Origin of the sequence: Streptomyces sp. P9-2 (assembly GCF_051903975.1) — a bacterium.
GTDB classification, from domain to species: Bacteria; Actinomycetota; Actinomycetes; order Streptomycetales; family Streptomycetaceae; genus Streptomyces; species Streptomyces cellulosae.
The window spans coordinates 1,574,022-1,588,081 of record NZ_CP192633.1 but is presented as its reverse complement, the minus strand read 5'-3'; the positions used below and the strand labels follow the sequence as shown (position 1 = coordinate 1,588,081).

General features: G+C 74.6%; 10 protein-coding genes and 1 tRNA gene. 6 read left to right on the top strand and 5 right to left on the bottom strand.

Features of this window, described 5'->3' with window-relative positions:
* Positions 1 to 41 precede the first annotated feature (41 nt).
* Positions 42 to 530 carry an SSI family serine proteinase inhibitor gene (locus ACQY0Z_RS07440; protein ID WP_254587604.1) on the top strand — a complete coding sequence of 163 codons (489 nt, stop codon included), beginning with the start codon at positions 42 to 44 and terminating at the stop codon, positions 528 to 530.
* A 216-nt stretch (positions 531 to 746) separates the two neighbouring features.
* Complete coding sequence (locus ACQY0Z_RS07435) at positions 747 to 5,855, top strand: PAS domain-containing protein (protein WP_439811996.1); 5,109 nt, start codon at positions 747 to 749, stop codon at positions 5,853 to 5,855.
* A 101-nt stretch (positions 5,856 to 5,956) separates the two neighbouring features.
* On the opposite strand, the gene ACQY0Z_RS07430 is transcribed toward ACQY0Z_RS07435, so the two are convergent.
* From ACQY0Z_RS07430 to ACQY0Z_RS07420, 3 genes are all read right to left on the bottom strand, one after another.
* Positions 5,957 to 7,672, bottom strand: coding sequence for a long-chain fatty acid--CoA ligase (locus ACQY0Z_RS07430; RefSeq protein ID WP_381726494.1), 1,716 nt, complete (start codon positions 7,670 to 7,672; stop codon positions 5,957 to 5,959).
* Between the two features lie 84 nt (positions 7,673 to 7,756).
* Positions 7,757 to 8,317: a SigE family RNA polymerase sigma factor gene (locus ACQY0Z_RS07425; RefSeq protein WP_189897197.1), complete on the bottom strand. Its 561-nt coding sequence runs from the start codon at positions 8,315 to 8,317 to the stop codon at positions 7,757 to 7,759.
* A 266-nt stretch (positions 8,318 to 8,583) separates the two neighbouring features.
* A complete protein-coding gene (locus tag ACQY0Z_RS07420; RefSeq protein WP_439811995.1) occupies positions 8,584 to 8,874 on the bottom strand; it encodes a hypothetical protein in 291 nt (96 codons plus the stop codon).
* A 397-nt stretch (positions 8,875 to 9,271) separates the two neighbouring features.
* Here ACQY0Z_RS07420 and ACQY0Z_RS07415 point away from each other — a divergent pair, with 397 nt between their 5' ends.
* The 4 genes from ACQY0Z_RS07415 to ACQY0Z_RS07400 all read left to right on the top strand — a co-directional run bounded on the left by ACQY0Z_RS07415 (position 9,272) and on the right by ACQY0Z_RS07400 (position 11,631).
* Positions 9,272 to 10,132 (top strand): bifunctional DNA primase/polymerase, encoded by an 861-nt coding sequence (locus ACQY0Z_RS07415; protein WP_439811994.1) that lies wholly within the window; start codon positions 9,272 to 9,274, stop codon positions 10,130 to 10,132.
* Between the two features lie 115 nt (positions 10,133 to 10,247).
* Positions 10,248 to 10,679 carry a hypothetical protein gene (locus ACQY0Z_RS07410; protein ID WP_189897194.1) on the top strand — a complete coding sequence of 144 codons (432 nt, stop codon included), beginning with the start codon at positions 10,248 to 10,250 and terminating at the stop codon, positions 10,677 to 10,679.
* Positions 10,676 to 11,212, top strand: a complete 537-nt coding sequence (locus ACQY0Z_RS07405; protein WP_347226255.1) for a DinB family protein — start codon at positions 10,676 to 10,678, stop codon at positions 11,210 to 11,212. Before ACQY0Z_RS07410 ends, ACQY0Z_RS07405 begins: the two co-directional genes overlap by 4 nt.
* Positions 11,209 to 11,631 (top strand): YunG family protein, encoded by a 423-nt coding sequence (locus ACQY0Z_RS07400; RefSeq protein WP_254588664.1) that lies wholly within the window; start codon positions 11,209 to 11,211, stop codon positions 11,629 to 11,631. The genes ACQY0Z_RS07405 and ACQY0Z_RS07400 overlap by 4 nt, the downstream gene beginning before the upstream one ends.
* Positions 11,632 to 12,237: 606 nt before the next feature.
* Here the strand turns inward: ACQY0Z_RS07400 and ACQY0Z_RS07395 are convergent.
* Both ACQY0Z_RS07395 and ACQY0Z_RS07390 read right to left on the bottom strand, forming a co-directional pair.
* Positions 12,238 to 12,324 (bottom strand) — tRNA-Ser (locus ACQY0Z_RS07395).
* Positions 12,325 to 12,388: 64 nt separating this feature from the next.
* Positions 12,389 to 13,831, bottom strand: coding sequence for a S1C family serine protease (locus ACQY0Z_RS07390; protein ID WP_439811993.1), 1,443 nt, complete (start codon positions 13,829 to 13,831; stop codon positions 12,389 to 12,391).
* Between the last annotated feature and the right edge of the window lie 229 nt (positions 13,832 to 14,060).

Here is a 14,060-nt window from a genome sequence, read left to right as displayed (position 1 = left end):
TCGTGGCGCAACGTCCCGGCCGCCGGCGCGTTGATCACGGCATGACTGCCTTGTCTTCGTCTTCCTTCTCTTGCTCACCGACCCCGTGGCGGCTCCTCGCCGGGACCGCCGCCCTCGTCGCCGTCCTCGCCTCGCTCGCCGCGTCCCCCTCCCCGGCGCGAGCCGCGGGACCGGCGCCGGAGGGCGACCGGCTCACCGTCACCGTGCGGGACGCGGGCGGCGGGGCGGACGGGACGTACGAGGTACGGTGCCGGCCGAGCGGCGGGACGCACCCCGACCCGGACGGCGCCTGCGCGGCCGTGGAGCGGCGGACGCGGTGGGGGCAGGACGCCTTCGCGCCGGTGCCGGAGGACGCCGTGTGCACCATGCAGTACGGCGGCCCCGCCACCGCCCGCATCACCGGCACCTGGGCGGGCCGCCGCGTCGACGCGACGTACGACCGGGCGAACGGGTGCGCGATCGAGCGGTGGGACCGGCTGGTGCCGCTGCTGCCGGCGGTGGGCCGGGCGGAGGGTGCGCCCGGGGCGTAAAGGTCCCGCGAAGGTTCGCGGTGCGTCGGCCCAGGCAGGCGCGGTTCCGGACGTACCGGGCGTCACATCACCGTCACCTCGGGGTGCGATGTGCGTCCCATCCGGCGTCCCCGGCGCACCCCCAGCCCTTAGACTCCCTCCCGTGACACGTTGCGGGCCCGTTGGCAAGATGGCCCGAGCGGTCGGCACGTCGCGGTAACAGGGAGGAAGCGTCTCGTGAGCAGCAGGCCATCCCGAGGCGCTGCTCGCCTCGCAGCCATACTGGACGCGCTTCCCGACGCCCTGGTGCTGGTCAACGCCAACGGGACCGTCGTCAACGCCAACACCATCGCCCTCGAGGCCTTCGAGGCGCCGGGCACCGCCCTGGTGGGGCGCGGGCTGCTCGACCTGCTGCCGGAGTTCGACAGCAAGCTCATCCCCGGCTCCATGCGGCGGCCCGACCACATCGACCCGCGCGGACGCACCAAGCCGACCCGGATGACCGCCCGGCGGACCGACGGCACCGAGTTCCCCGTCGAGGTCACCAGCGCCAACCTCGAGAACACCTCGCAGGCCTACGACAGTTACGGCTACACCGGCGACGAGCTGCTGATGCTGGTCGTCCGGGACCTCTCCGGCACGGTCGACACCGAGGCGGAGCTCGCCCGGTCGCAGCGGCAGACGGAGATGATCCTGCGGGCCGCCTCCGAGGGCGTCGTCGGCACCGACACCGACGGGCGGATCGTCCTGGTCAACCCGGCCGCCGCCCAGATCCTCGGCTACCGGGCCGGCGAGCTCGGCGGACGCGAGCTGCACACCCTGGTGCTGCACTCGCGCGCCGACGGCTCCCCGTTCCCGTACTCCGAGTCCCCGCTCGCCGACACCCTGCGCTCCGGCCGCAAGCACCGCGTGCGCGGCCAGGTCCTCTACGCCAAGAACGGCGACAAGCTGCCGGTCGACCTCACCACCGCCCCGGTGCGCGACGGCGACCAGCTCGTCGGCGCGGTCATGACGTTCCTCGACCGCCGCCCGTACGACGCGCTCCTCAAGGAGAAGGAGGACGCCGAGCGGGAGCACGCGAAGGAGCTGGAGCGGCTCGCCGAGGAGCACGGCTCCGAGCTGACCGCCCTGCGCCAGAGCCACGTCACCGAGGTGGAGGAGCTCCGCGAGAAGCACGCGGAGGAACTCGCCGCGCACGAGGAGCGGTACGCGGCCCTCGGCGAGCGCGAGAAGGACCGCTACGACGCCCTCGCCGCCCGTCACGAGCAGCTGCTCACCCTCCTCGGCCGCTCCCTGCGCGGCCCGCTCGACGAACTGCGCCGCGAGCTCGCCGCGCTGGCCGCCGACGACGCGGGCCAGCTGTGGCCCGAGGCCAACCAGGTCCTCCACCACCTGTCGGCCGGCTACTCCCGCATCACCACCCTCATCGACAACGTCCTCGGCTACCAGCGGCTCGACTCCGGCACCGAGCAGATCGCCCGTACGAAGGTGATGCTCGACGCGGTCGTCGCGGCCGGCGTCGACGGCGCCGTGGAGCTGATCGGCCCCGGCCGGGTGCAGTTCGCGGTGCACGCGCCGCCCATCGAGGCCGAGGTGGACGCGCGTCTCCTCGCGACCGCCCTCGCCCATCTGGTCGCGGACGTCGCGGGCGTCGACGCGACCGGCAACACGCCCCTGTCGGCGGGCGGTTACCTGGACAACACGGTCGTCGTGGCGGCGGCCCAGCGCGGCGAGGTCGTCCGCATCGAGGTGCGCGGCCCGTACGGCGGCGGCGACCCGGTGCACGAGCCGGTCGTGCGCGGCATCGTCCGGGCACACGGCGGCGTGCTCCAGACGCACGAGGTGCCGGGGATGAGCGGCAGCGCGTTCGTCCTCGAGGTGCCGATCGGCGGCGGGGCGGGATCCGTGCCGCAGGAGGCGGCTCCGCAGGCCGAGGAGGCCGCGGCTCCCGCCGAGCCCACGCAGGGCGGGGGACGGCGCCGGGCGCGGCGGTCGTCCGTCGACGCGTTCCTCGAGAGTGATGCGCCGGGTGGTGACGGCGAGGCTGCGGCGGCTCCTGCCGCGGAGGCGCCTCAGCCCACCGGGCGGCGCAGGCGGCGGGCGGCTCCTGCCGAGCCCGCGCAGGCGCAGGCGCAGCAGGCCCAGCAGGGGCACCAGGCTCAGCTTCCGGCCCAGGCGTCCGGCGAGGGCGCGGCCGTGTCCGGCGGGACCGGGCGACGGCGTGGCCGTCCCGCCGAGGGCGCGGCGGCCGCGACGGGTACGACGGGCGCCGAGGTCGAACTCGCCGGTGCCGCGGCGGGGGCGGGGGTGTCCGAGGGCGCCGTCGTCACCGCGGCCGAGCACGCGGCGGGCGCCGCGGCCTCCAACACGGGGCTGGGCGGGACCGTACCGCCGCAGGGTGTTCCCGCGCCGTCCGGACGCCGGGCCCGGCGCGCGGCCGGTGAGCAGCCGGCGCTCGCGCCGGCGCTGCCCGCGGGCGGCGAGGCGAACGGCGCTCCCGGCGCGGTCGCCGTGCACGTGCCCGCCCAGGGCGCGGGCCCCGACCAGCAGCCGCAGCCGACGGGACGCCGCCGGCGCGCGCTGGCCGCCGCGAACGAGCGGGCGGCGGCGCAGGAGGCCGCGCCGCGCACGGTGTTCGCGCTGCCGCCGGCCGGGGCGGACCAGGACGAGCAGGTGGCGCCGGCGTCGGCGGCTCAGGCCCCTGCCGGGCAGCCTGGACAGGCGGCGCCGGCCGAGGTCGCGGGGCAGGGCCCCGTGGCGCCGGGTCAGGTGCCGGGTGGTCAGGAAATGCCGGGTGCCCAGGGGGTCGCGCCGGTGGCGCCGGGTGCCGTGCCCAACGGGGTGGCTCCCGCGCCGCAGCCTGCGGTTCCGGGCGCGCAGCCTGTGGCGCCCGGTGGGCAGCCTGCGGCTCCCGTCGCCGGTCAGGCCGTACCGCCGAACGGGCAGGCGGCGCCGGTCGCCCCGCAGGCCGTACCTCAGAACCGGCAGGCCTCCGGACCGAACGCCGCGGCCGCGGGCGCGCCTCAGCCGGCCGCGCCCGGTCTTCAGCCGGTCGGGGCCGACGCCCAGCCCGTGCCGCCGAACCAGCAGGCCGCGCCTCAGCCCGCCGGGCAGAACCTCCAGCCCGTCGGCCCCCACGCACAGCAGCACCCCGTACCGCCGAACGCACCCGCCGCCGGGCCCGCGCCCCAGCCTGCCGCGCCGGGCCTCCAGCCCGTGGGTCCGAACCCACAGGCAGCCCAGCCGGTCCCGCCGAACCAGCAAGCCGTGCCCCAGGCGCCCGGGCCGAACCTCCAGCCCGTCGGCCCCGACGCGCAGCCGGTGCCGCCGAACGCGCGGGCCCCGCAGGCGGCCGGGCCCGGTCTTCAGCCCGTCGGCCCGAACGCGCAGCCCGCGCCCCAGCCCGCCGCACCCGCGCTCCAGCCGGCCGGGCAGGCCAACACGCAAACTCCGCAGCCCGTTCCGCCGAACCCGCAGGCCCCGCAGCCCGTTCCGCCGAACCCGCAGGCCCCGCAGCCCGTTCCGCCGAACCCGCAGGCCCCGCAGGCTCCGCAGCCGGCCGAGGTCACCGCCGCCCCGGCGCCGCAGGCAGGCGCGCAGCCCGCCCCCGCTCCCGTACCGCAGGGCGGACCCGCCGCCGATGCCGGGCAGCACGACGCCGTGCCCGTGGACCAGTCCGAGGACCACACCCCGCCGCAGCCGCACCCCACCAGCGCGCCCACCGGCCGCCGTCGGCGTGCGGTCACCCCGCCGGCCGATGCCGCGCAGGCGCCCGGTGCTCCCGAGCAGTGGGGGGCGGCACCCCAGCAGGGCGCAGCGGCCCCGCTCCCTCCGGCCCAGCCGCTTCCCGCCGAGGCGCCGCCCGCCCAAGGCGCGCCACCCCAGCCCGCCCCGGCCGCGGCCACCCCGCCCGCCGGGACGCCGGCCCCGCAGCAGTGGCCCGCCGCCGGTGACACCTCCGGCGCCGGTGCGGCGCCCGTGCCGAACGCGGCGCAGCCCACGCCCTCGGGCGGCACCCCGCTGCCGCCCGAGGGCACGCCCGCGCCGGCCCGGCCGGCCGCCCAGCCGCTGCCCGCCGAGGCCTCCGCGCCGGTGGACCCGAACTCGACCCAGGGCCGTGCGATCAGCGTGCGGACGCTGGGGCAGGGCGTGCCGTTCAACCGGCAGGCCGCCCAGGTGCAGCAGCCGCTGGCGTCGGCCACGCCTCCCCCGCACCAGCCGGGCGGTTCCGGCCGCCGCCGCAAGCTCGGCACCCGCAGCGACCAGGCCGCCGCGAACGGCCAGACCTCCGCCGGCCAGACCTCCGCCGGTCAGGCGCCCGGCGCCGCCCAGGGCGCCCGCCCGCACCCGCAGACCGAGCCCGTGCCGCCCCCCGGTCAGGCGCCCGCGCCGCAGCAGGACCGCACCCCGGCCGCCGCCCTCGCCCAGCCCGCCGCGCAGCCGACCCCGACGCCCGCCGGGCAGTCCCGGCTCGCGCCGGCCGCCGAGGCCGCCGGACGCTCGTACGCGATAGGGGCGCCGGACGCGGACGCCGCCGAGGGTCCCGAGCCGCTGGACGGTCCCGGCGGGGCCGTGGAGGTGGCGGACCCGCCGCGTCCGCAGCCGATGGACGACGAACTGCCGCCGGAGCCGCTGGACAACCCGCGCCGGCTGCTGGTGTGGCCCGCGCCGGACGTGGCGACGCAGCAGGCGCTGAGCGACCGCGGCTACCGCCCGGTGATCGTGCACTCCCGTGAGGAGGTCGACGCGCAGATCGCGGCCTTCCCGGCGGCGCTGTTCGTCGACCCGCTGACCGGGCCGATCACCCGTACCGCGCTGCAGTCGCTGCGTCAGGCGGCGGGCGCGGCGGAGGTGCCGGTCATGGTGACGGCCGGACTCGGCCAGGCCTCCCGCGACGCCGCGTACGGCGCCGACCCTGCCGTGCTGCTGAAGGCGCTCGCGCCGCGCGACAGCGAACAGCATCCGCCGCGCGTCCTGCTGATCGAGGAGCACGCGGAGATCGCGCTGGCCCTGACCGGCACGCTGGAACGGCGCGGCATGCAGGTCGCGCGGGCGGCGAGCGACGCCGACGCGGTGACGCTGGCGGGCCAGTTCCGGCCGAACCTGGTCGTGATGGACCTGATGCAGGTGCACCGCCAGGCCGGGCAGGCCGGGATCGTCGACTGGCTGCGCGCGAACGGGCAGCTCACCCGCACCCCGCTGGTCGTCTACACGGCCGCCGTCGACGCGGCGGACCTGCCGCGGCTGGCGTCCGGCGAGACGGTGCTGTTCCTCGCGGAGCGGTCCACCAGCCCGGAGGTGCAGGAGCGGATCGTCGACCTGCTCCTGCGGATCGGCACCAACTGACGGTCCCCGCACGGGCAGCGGGGTGCACGGACAGCAGTACGCCGGGCGGTGGGCGCGAGTCCCGCGCTCACCGCCCGGCGCATGTCCGGGTCCTGGCGTCGTCAGATCTGCGTGACGTCCAGCGCGCCCTCGGCGTACTGACGGCGCAGCACCTTCTTGTCGAACTTGCCGACGCTGGTCTTCGGCACCGCCTCGACGACCGTCCAGCGCTCCGGAAGCTGCCACTTGGCGATCTTCCGCTCCTCCTGGAGGAAGGCGCGCAGCGTGGTGAAGTCGGCGGAGGCGCCCTCCTTGAGGACGACCGTGGCGAGCGGGCGCTCGCCCCACTTGTCGTCGGGGACGGCGACCACGGCGGCCTCGGCGACGTCCGGGTGCGCCATCAGCGCGTTCTCCAGCTCCACCGAGGAGATCCACTCGCCGCCCGACTTGATGACGTCCTTGGCGCGGTCGGTCAGGGTGAGGAAGCCGTCGGGGCTGATGGTGCCGACGTCGCCGGTCTTGAGCCAGCCGTCCTCGCTGAACTTGTCGTCCGGGCGCAGCGGTTCGGCGTCGGGGCCGTTGTAGTAGGCGCCGGCGATCCAGGGGCCGCGCACCTCCAGCTCGCCCGCGGACTCGCCGTCCCAGGGCAGACGCTCGCCGCCGGGTCCGGTGAGGCGGGCCTCGACGCCGGCCGGGAAGCGGCCCTGGGTGAGCCGGTAGGCGAACTCCTGGTCCGTGCCGGCGACGTGGGCCGGCGGGCGGGCGATCGTGCCGAGCGGGGAGGTCTCCGTCATGCCCCAGGCGTGGCAGACCCGCATGCCCAGCTTGTCGAACGCCTCCATCAGCGAGGGCGGACACGCGGAGCCGCCGATGGTCACCTGGGTGAGGGAGGAGACGTCGCGGGGGCGGGCGGTGAGCTCGGCGAGCAGGCCTTGCCAGATGGTGGGGACGGCGGCGGCGTGCGTCGGCCTCTCGCCCTCGATCATCTCGGCGAGCGGGGCGGGCTGCAGGAAGCGGTCCGGCATCAGCATGTTGACGCCGGTCATGAACGTGGCGTGCGGCAGGCCCCAGGCGTTCACGTGGAACTGCGGGACGACCACCAGGGACGTGTCCTGGTCGGTCAGGCCCATCGACTGGGTCATGTTCACCTGCATGGAGTGCAGGTAGATCGAACGGTGGCTGTAGACCACGCCCTTGGGGTCGCCGGTGGTGCCGGAGGTGTAGCACATGGCGGCGGCGGAGCGCTCGTCCAGCTCCGGCCAGTCGTAGGCCACGGGCTGTCCGGCGATCAGCTCCTCGTACTCGTGCACCTGGACGTGGGTGTCGGCCAAGGGGGAGCGGTCGCCCGGTCCGGAGACCACGACGTGCTCGACGGTCTTGAGGTGCGGCAGCAGCGGGGCGATCAGCGGGATCAGCGAGCCGTTGACGATGACCACGCGGTCGGCGGCGTGGTTGACGATCCACGCGAGCTGCTCGGCCGGCAGGCGCAGGTTCAGGGTGTGGAGCACGGCGCCCATGGAGGGGATCGCGTAGTACGCCTCGACGTGCTCGGCGTTGTTCCACATCAGGGTGGCGACCCGCTCGTCGCCGGTGACGCCGAGGTCCTCGCGCAGGGCGTGCGCCAGCTGGGCCGCCCGGGAGCCGATCTCCGCGTAGGAACGGCGCTGGGGTGACCCCTCGCCGGTCCAGGTGATCACCTGCGAAGTGCCGTGGATCGACGACCCGTGGGTCAGAATCCTCGAGATCAGCAGCGGTACGTCCTGCATGGTGCTCAGCACGGCGTCCTCCTGGGCGACATTGCCTGGCGTCGGTACGGTGTGCGCTGATTCTGCGCACATACCGAGCGGTATGTCACTAGGGGAGCGGATGATCGATCACGCTCCGGGGGACGACGTTTCCCGTCAGGATCAGCTCATATCTCCTTAATTCCGAACAATCCCCAGCTCAGCGTCCTCGCGGAGCTTGCCGAGCGCACGCGACACGGCCGACTTCACCGTCCCGACCGAGACACCGAGCACCTCTGCCGTCTGGGCCTCGCTGAGATCCTCGTAGTACCGCAGCACGACCATCGCCCGCTGGCGCGCCGGCAGCCGCATGACCGCCCTCCACATCGCGTCCCGCAGTGCCTGCTGCTCGGCGGGGTCGTCGCCGGCCGGCACCGGGTCCGGCTCGGGCAGTTCGTCGCAGGCGAACTCGTCGACCTTGCGCTTGCGCCACTGCGAGGTGCGGGTGTTCACCAGCGCCCGGCGGACGTAGCCGTCCAGTGCCCGGTGGTCCTCTATCCGCTCCCAGGCGACGTACGTCTTGGCGAGCGCGGTCTGCAGCAGGTCCTCCGCGTCGCTGGGGTTTCCGGTCAGCGACCGGGCGGTCCGCAGGAGCACCGGCTGGCGGGCCCTCATGTACGACGAGAACGACGCGTACGGCGGGGTCTGCGTCGCCGGAGCGGCGGCGTTCGAAGCGCTGGTGCAGACGGGTGTGGTCATGTCGTCCACGCTAGGAGCGGGGCCCGCCCGGCGGATCGCCCGCAGGTCCCGAAGCCGGGTCCCCCTCAGGTTGTAGGGGTGGGGCCTGCCTCACCTCCCAGAGGTGGACGAGCGGATGAGGGGTCCTGCGGGTCCCCCCTGACGTACGGCGCGCCGTCTTGAGGACGGCCCGCCCGGCGCGGCGGCGCCGAAGCGCCGCCGCGGCCGACGTCCTCCCCCCTGTCCGGTGTCCCCCTTCTCCCCTGGCTCTCCCCCTGCCTACGCGGTCAGATCGCCGGCCACCAGAAGGGGGCGAAGCTGATGGCCACGTTGTCCTCCCCCTGGTTGACGGTCGTGAACGCGGAGCCGTTGACCTGGGCGGTATTGCTCTCGTTCTCGGCGCCCTCGCCCACGGCCTGCTGCTGTGTGGTGGCGGAGTTCCCGAAGTTGTCCCCGCCGACTCCGGTACCGAGGGCGCCGACGCCGTTGTCCGCCGCCGCGACTCCCGCGAAGAGCGCGGCCGCGAGCGGGAGCGCGGCGGCGGCGGCGACGACACGGGCGGTACGGATGCTTGCCATGTTGTGTTCCCTCCAGAACCAAGGACGCGCCGGGTCAAGGCCGTCCATGCGTGCACTACGACTGTGAAGCACTGCTGTGAAGTACTGCTGTGAACTGCGGTTTCCCACCAGGGAAGTTGGCCCCCCGCCCTGGTGCGGTGCACGACGTCGCAAGATCAGGATTGCCCAGCCGGAGCCGCGGAACCACCTCGTAAGCCCTGATTCGCACGCAAGCGTGAGGAGCCGCCGATAAACCCCGAGTCGACCCCGATTTGGCGCCTGTAGGACCCAGGGTGGCGACAGCCCCGGCGCCCCAAGGGGCGAAGCGTTTCGGCGCCCGCCCGGCCGGCCCCCGCACCCCCTGGGTGACACCCCTCACCCCCTTCCCTTCTTCGAACGTGTGTACGAACATAGAGGCATGGCCACCACCGACCGGCAGGCCACGACGCTGGCCCTCGCACACGCCCTGTCAGCCGCCGAACGCGGACTGGCCGTCATCCCGCTGTCCCGCACCAAGCTCCCGGCCCTGCGCTCCCCCCACCGCGGCGACCCGTCCCACCCGCCCTGCCACGGCGGGTGCGGCCGCTTCGGCCACGGCGTGTACGACGCCACCACCGACCCGGCGCGCGTCCGCGCCCTGTTCGCCGCCGCGCCCCGCGCGACCGGCTACGGCATCGCCTGCGGCCTGCCCCCGCACCACCTCGTCGGCGTCGACCTCGGCACGAAGAACGGCACCGACCCCGGCGCGGCCCTGCGCGCCCTCGCCTCCCGGCACGGCTTCACCGTCCCGCCCACCGTGGTCGTGCTCACCCCCAGCGGCGGCCGCCACCTGTGGCTCAGCGGCCCGCCCGACGTCGTCGTCCCCAACTCCGCCGGCCGCCTCGCCCCCGGCATCGACATCCGTGGCGCCGGCGGTTACCTCGTCGGCCCCGGCTCCCGTACGGAACACGGCACGTACAGGGCCGCACCCGGCACGGCCGGCCTGGCGCCCGCGCCCTGCCCGTCCGCCCTGCTGCGGCTGCTCCTGCCGCCGCCCCGCGCCCACCACCCGACACCCCCGTCCGCCGGTGACCACGGCCAGGGCCTGGTGCAGTTCGTCCTCGCGGCGCACGAGGGCCAGCGCAACACCCGCTTGTTCTGGGCGGCCTGCCGCGCCTACGAGGACGGCACAGGACCCGAGCTGGTGGAGCCCCTGGTCGACGCGGCCCGCGCCACGGGCCTGTCCGAACGCGAGGCGCGCGCGACGGTCGCGTCGGCCGCGCGCATGACCGGCCGCTGAGGCCGGCCGCGGTTTCTCTCCCGCCGAGGCGGCCGCCCTTCCTCCCCCACGCCCTCCCGCGCACGCGCCCGAAATTCGAAAGACCCGCATGCACCAGCGCCTTAAAGTGCCGACCATGGCACTCTCCCGCGTCGTCCTCGCCTCGGGCCGCTCCGTCGACCTGACCGAGCTGCGCCTGTCGGCGACGTACGGGGACGTGCTCGAGGGATACCCGTGCAAGCCGCTGAACGACCTCACGATCGCCGGGCTGCTCCGGTCCGCCGAACACGTCCACCCGGGCGTCCCGGTGCATCTGATCCCGCCGCCGCGCGAGTACCCCGACCAGTTCGCGGGCGGCTTCGGCCCGGTGGAGGTGCTGCCGGCCGTGACCTGCGTCGGCAGCTTCCGCTCCGAGGCACTCGATCCCGGACACGACCGCGCCCTGTACCGCTCCCGCCTCACCGTGGTCTGGTTCCAGCCGACGTCACGCATCCCCTCGGGGTGCGACGCGGAGACGGAACTGCTGGACATGGACTGGGAGCGACTCGCCACCGACGAGGAACTGTGACCGCACCTGATCCTGCCGCCGCCCGCGTCGACCTGCTCCGCTGGCAGTTCGACCTGACCTGGTCCCTGTTCGAGTACCACCTGGAGCGCCTGGAGCCGGAGGACTTCCTCTGGGAGCCCGCCCCGCTCTGCTGGACGGTCCGCCGGTCGCCCGAGGGCGCCTGGGTCCCGGACTGGGCGGACACGGAACCCGACCCGGTGCCGGTGCCCACCGTGGCGTGGGTGAGCTGGCACATCGGCTGGTGGTGGAGCGTGACGCTGGACCACGCGCGCGGGGAGCGCCCGCGCGAGCGGACGGACATCGTGTGGCCCGGCGCGGGCGAACCCACGGTCACCTGGCTCCGCTCCCTCCGCACGGAATGGCTCGCCCACCTCGGCACCCTCACGGACGCCGGCCTGGACGCCCCGGCGCCGTTCCCGTGGCCGGACGACCCGTCCCGCACGAAGGCGCACATGCTGGCCTGGGTCAACGCGGAGCTGATGAAGAACGCGACGGAGATCGGCCACCTGCGCATGCTGCGGGCGGCGTCATGAACGGCGCCACCGCGGGGCAGCCGTACTCTTTGCTCGACCTCGACAGGGCGTTCCGCGCCTGCTGGGCCGCCGACACGTGCTCACCGGACGACCTGCCCGACTGGAGCCCGGACAACCCGTCCGTGGGCCACTGCGACATCACGACGCTGGTCGTCAACGACCTGTTCGGCGGCGACCTCCTGGTCGCCGACGTGACCCGGGCGGGCAACCCCCACGGCTACCACTGGTGGAACCGCCTGCCCAGCGGTGTGGAACTCGACCTGACCCTGGAACAGTTCCGCGCGGGAGAGACCCTGTCGCCTCCCCGCACGGTGACACGCCCTCCGGGCCCACTGCCCCGCCGCCACCCGGAGTACGAACGGCTGCGCACGCGCCTGACGAAGCACCTGGGCCCGCTGCCGCGGGCGGGAGGCGTCTAGGCTCCACGGAGGCGGTGGAAGGGGGGAGTGACCGCAGACCAGGAATGGCCGGAGGGCGGTACGCCGACGAGGATGCGGCGAGGGCGCGCTACGAGGCGGGCCTGAGGGCGTCCCGCCGCTCGGCCCCCGGCAGGCACTCCGCACGGACCTGCCCACGGCCCACCTGGCCTCGCCGTGACGGTCATCGCGTGCTTCGTCCCGGGGGCAGCCAGGGCACCCGTTTCTGCGGTGATCACCGCCGGAGCCTTCGCCGCGCTGTTCACGGCCGTCCTGACGGCAGGACTCCGCTCGCCGAGCACCGCGATCACCTCGCCGTGCACACGCGTACCGTACTGGACACCAGCAGTAACGCCGCCAACCAGCGCGTCGCCTGGAAGGTTCTCGAAACATGGGGACACGATGTTCCCCGACACTGGAGCTTCCCGCGAGGAGCCTTGGGACGCGGGTCCGCACAGCGACGGCGCGGCGACCTCGCGCCTCCCTTTCGATCCGAACGCGCACGTGCCCCACCCGTGCCCGCTCGAGCAGGGCACCACGGCGACCCGAGCACGAGAGCGGCCCCTGACCACGTCACCAGGTCGGGGGCCGCTCTCAGTGCTCATCCTGCGGAGGCGGTGGGATTTGAACCCACGGTGACATCGCTGCCACGACGGTTTTCAAGACCGTTCCCTTAGGCCGCTCGGGCACGCCTCCCCGCGCCGGCCGGTGATCGGCGGCGCGGGGACAAGGGTAACGGGTTCGGGGGTGGCGGGTGGGGTCAGCTGTCGCCGACGCGGGAGCCCAGGGTGAGTTCCGTGGTGTGCTCCTTGCCGCCCCGCTCATAGGTGATCGTGACCTCGTCGCCGGGCTTGTGGGTCCAGATTTCGCCGATCAGGGTGGGGCCGGAGTCGATGACCCGGTCGTCGAGCTTGGTGATGACGTCGCCCGGCTTCAGGCCGGCCTTGTCCGCGGGGCCGCCCGGGTCGACGGGCTCGGCGCCGCCCACGCCCTGATCGGTGATCTTCGCGCCGTCGGTGGTGTCCTCCAGGGAGACGGACGCGCCGATCTTGGCGTACACCGGCTTGCCCGTCCTGATCAGCTCCTGGGCGACGTACTTCGCCTGGTTGATCGGGATGGCGAAGCCGAGGCCGATCGAGCCGGCCTGGCCCGTGCCGAAGCCGCCGTTGCTGGTCGACTGGATCGCCGAGTTGATGCCGATCACGTTGCCCTGCGCGTCCAGCAGCGGGCCGCCGGAGTTGCCCGGGTTGATCGACGCGTCGGTCTGCAGGGCGCTCATGTAGGAGGCCTTGCTGCCGCTGCCGTCGCTGGAGGCGACCGGGCGGTTCTTCGCGCTGATGATGCCGGTCGTCACCGTGTTGGACAGGCCGAAGGGCGCGCCGATGGCGATGGTCGAGTCGCCGACCGCCACGTCGTCGGAGTTGCCCAGGGTGAGCGGCTTGAGGTCCGACGGCGCGTTCTTCAGCTTGATGACGGCGACGTCGTACCCCTGCGCGTTGCCGACGACCTCGGCCTCGTACTTCTTGCCGTCGGGGAACGTCGCGGAGAGGTTGCCGCCGTCGACGGCGTCCGCCACCACGTGGTTGTTGGTGACGATGTGGCCCTGCTTGTCGAAGACGAAGCCCGTGCCCGTGCCGCCCTCGCCGCTGCTGCTCGCCGCCTCGATGGTGACCGTGCTGGGCAGCGCCGCCGCCGCGACCGCGGCGACCGTGCCCGGGTCGCGCTTGACGTTACCGCCGGTGGTGCCCGACGACACGGTCGTCGAGTTGCCGCTGTCGTTCTCCCGGGCGAGCGTGTAGCCGAGGCCGCCGCCCAGACCGCCCGCGACCAGCGCGGCCACCAGGACCGCGGCGACGAGCCCGCCGCGCCCGCGGCCGTTCTTCGGCGCGGGCTGCTGGTGCGCGGCGCCCCAGCCTGCGCCCCAGCCGCCACCGCCCTGGCCCGCGGCGCCGTGTCCCGCTCCGCCGTCACCGCCGTACGCCGGGGAGGACGGCGGCGGGGGCGGCGGCCAGGAGGGGTCGGGGGCGGACGTGGATTCGCCCGACCCGGCGTCGTGGTGGGCCGGGGGGCCGTAGGGGTCGCCGGCCGCCGGAGCCGACCCCGGGTGTGCGCCCTGGGGTGCGGAAGCAGCGGGAGCATCCGCCGGGGGCGGCGGAGCCGACGGGGCCGGGGGGACCGCGGTGCCCTCGTTCTCGGTGCTCACAGCTTCTCTCCTCGATCCACGGCTTTCAATCGGTCGCACTCGGGCCCGCATGTCACGCGCGCCTGACGTCCGGCGCGATGCAGATGGAGCTGTGCACGTCTCTTTGTATGACGTCAGCTTTTCCCACACGCCGTCAGGGCACCGTAAGCCGTTCCTGTGGGTCCGGGGTCATTCTTTATATAGGGCATTACTCACTTAAGGTGCGCCACTCGATGGCTCCGCCCGGACT

Excerpts from the sequence above, each read along its gene's own strand:
- ACQY0Z_RS07410 (WP_189897194.1), top strand. The coding sequence starts at position 10,248 with ATGGCACTCTCCCGCGTCGTCCTCGCCTCGGGCCGCTCCGTCGACCTG.
- ACQY0Z_RS07415 (WP_439811994.1), top strand. The coding sequence starts at position 9,272 with ATGGCCACCACCGACCGGCAGGCCACGACGCTGGCCCTCGCACACGCC.
- ACQY0Z_RS07425 (WP_189897197.1), bottom strand. The coding sequence starts at position 8,317 with ATGACCACACCCGTCTGCACCAGCGCTTCGAACGCCGCCGCTCCGGCG.
- ACQY0Z_RS07440 (WP_254587604.1), top strand. The coding sequence starts at position 42 with ATGACTGCCTTGTCTTCGTCTTCCTTCTCTTGCTCACCGACCCCGTGG.
- ACQY0Z_RS07420 (WP_439811995.1), bottom strand. The coding sequence starts at position 8,874 with ATGGCAAGCATCCGTACCGCCCGTGTCGTCGCCGCCGCCGCCGCGCTC.
- ACQY0Z_RS07400 (WP_254588664.1), top strand. The coding sequence starts at position 11,209 with ATGAACGGCGCCACCGCGGGGCAGCCGTACTCTTTGCTCGACCTCGAC.
- ACQY0Z_RS07430 (WP_381726494.1), bottom strand. The coding sequence starts at position 7,672 with ATGTGCGCAGAATCAGCGCACACCGTACCGACGCCAGGCAATGTCGCC.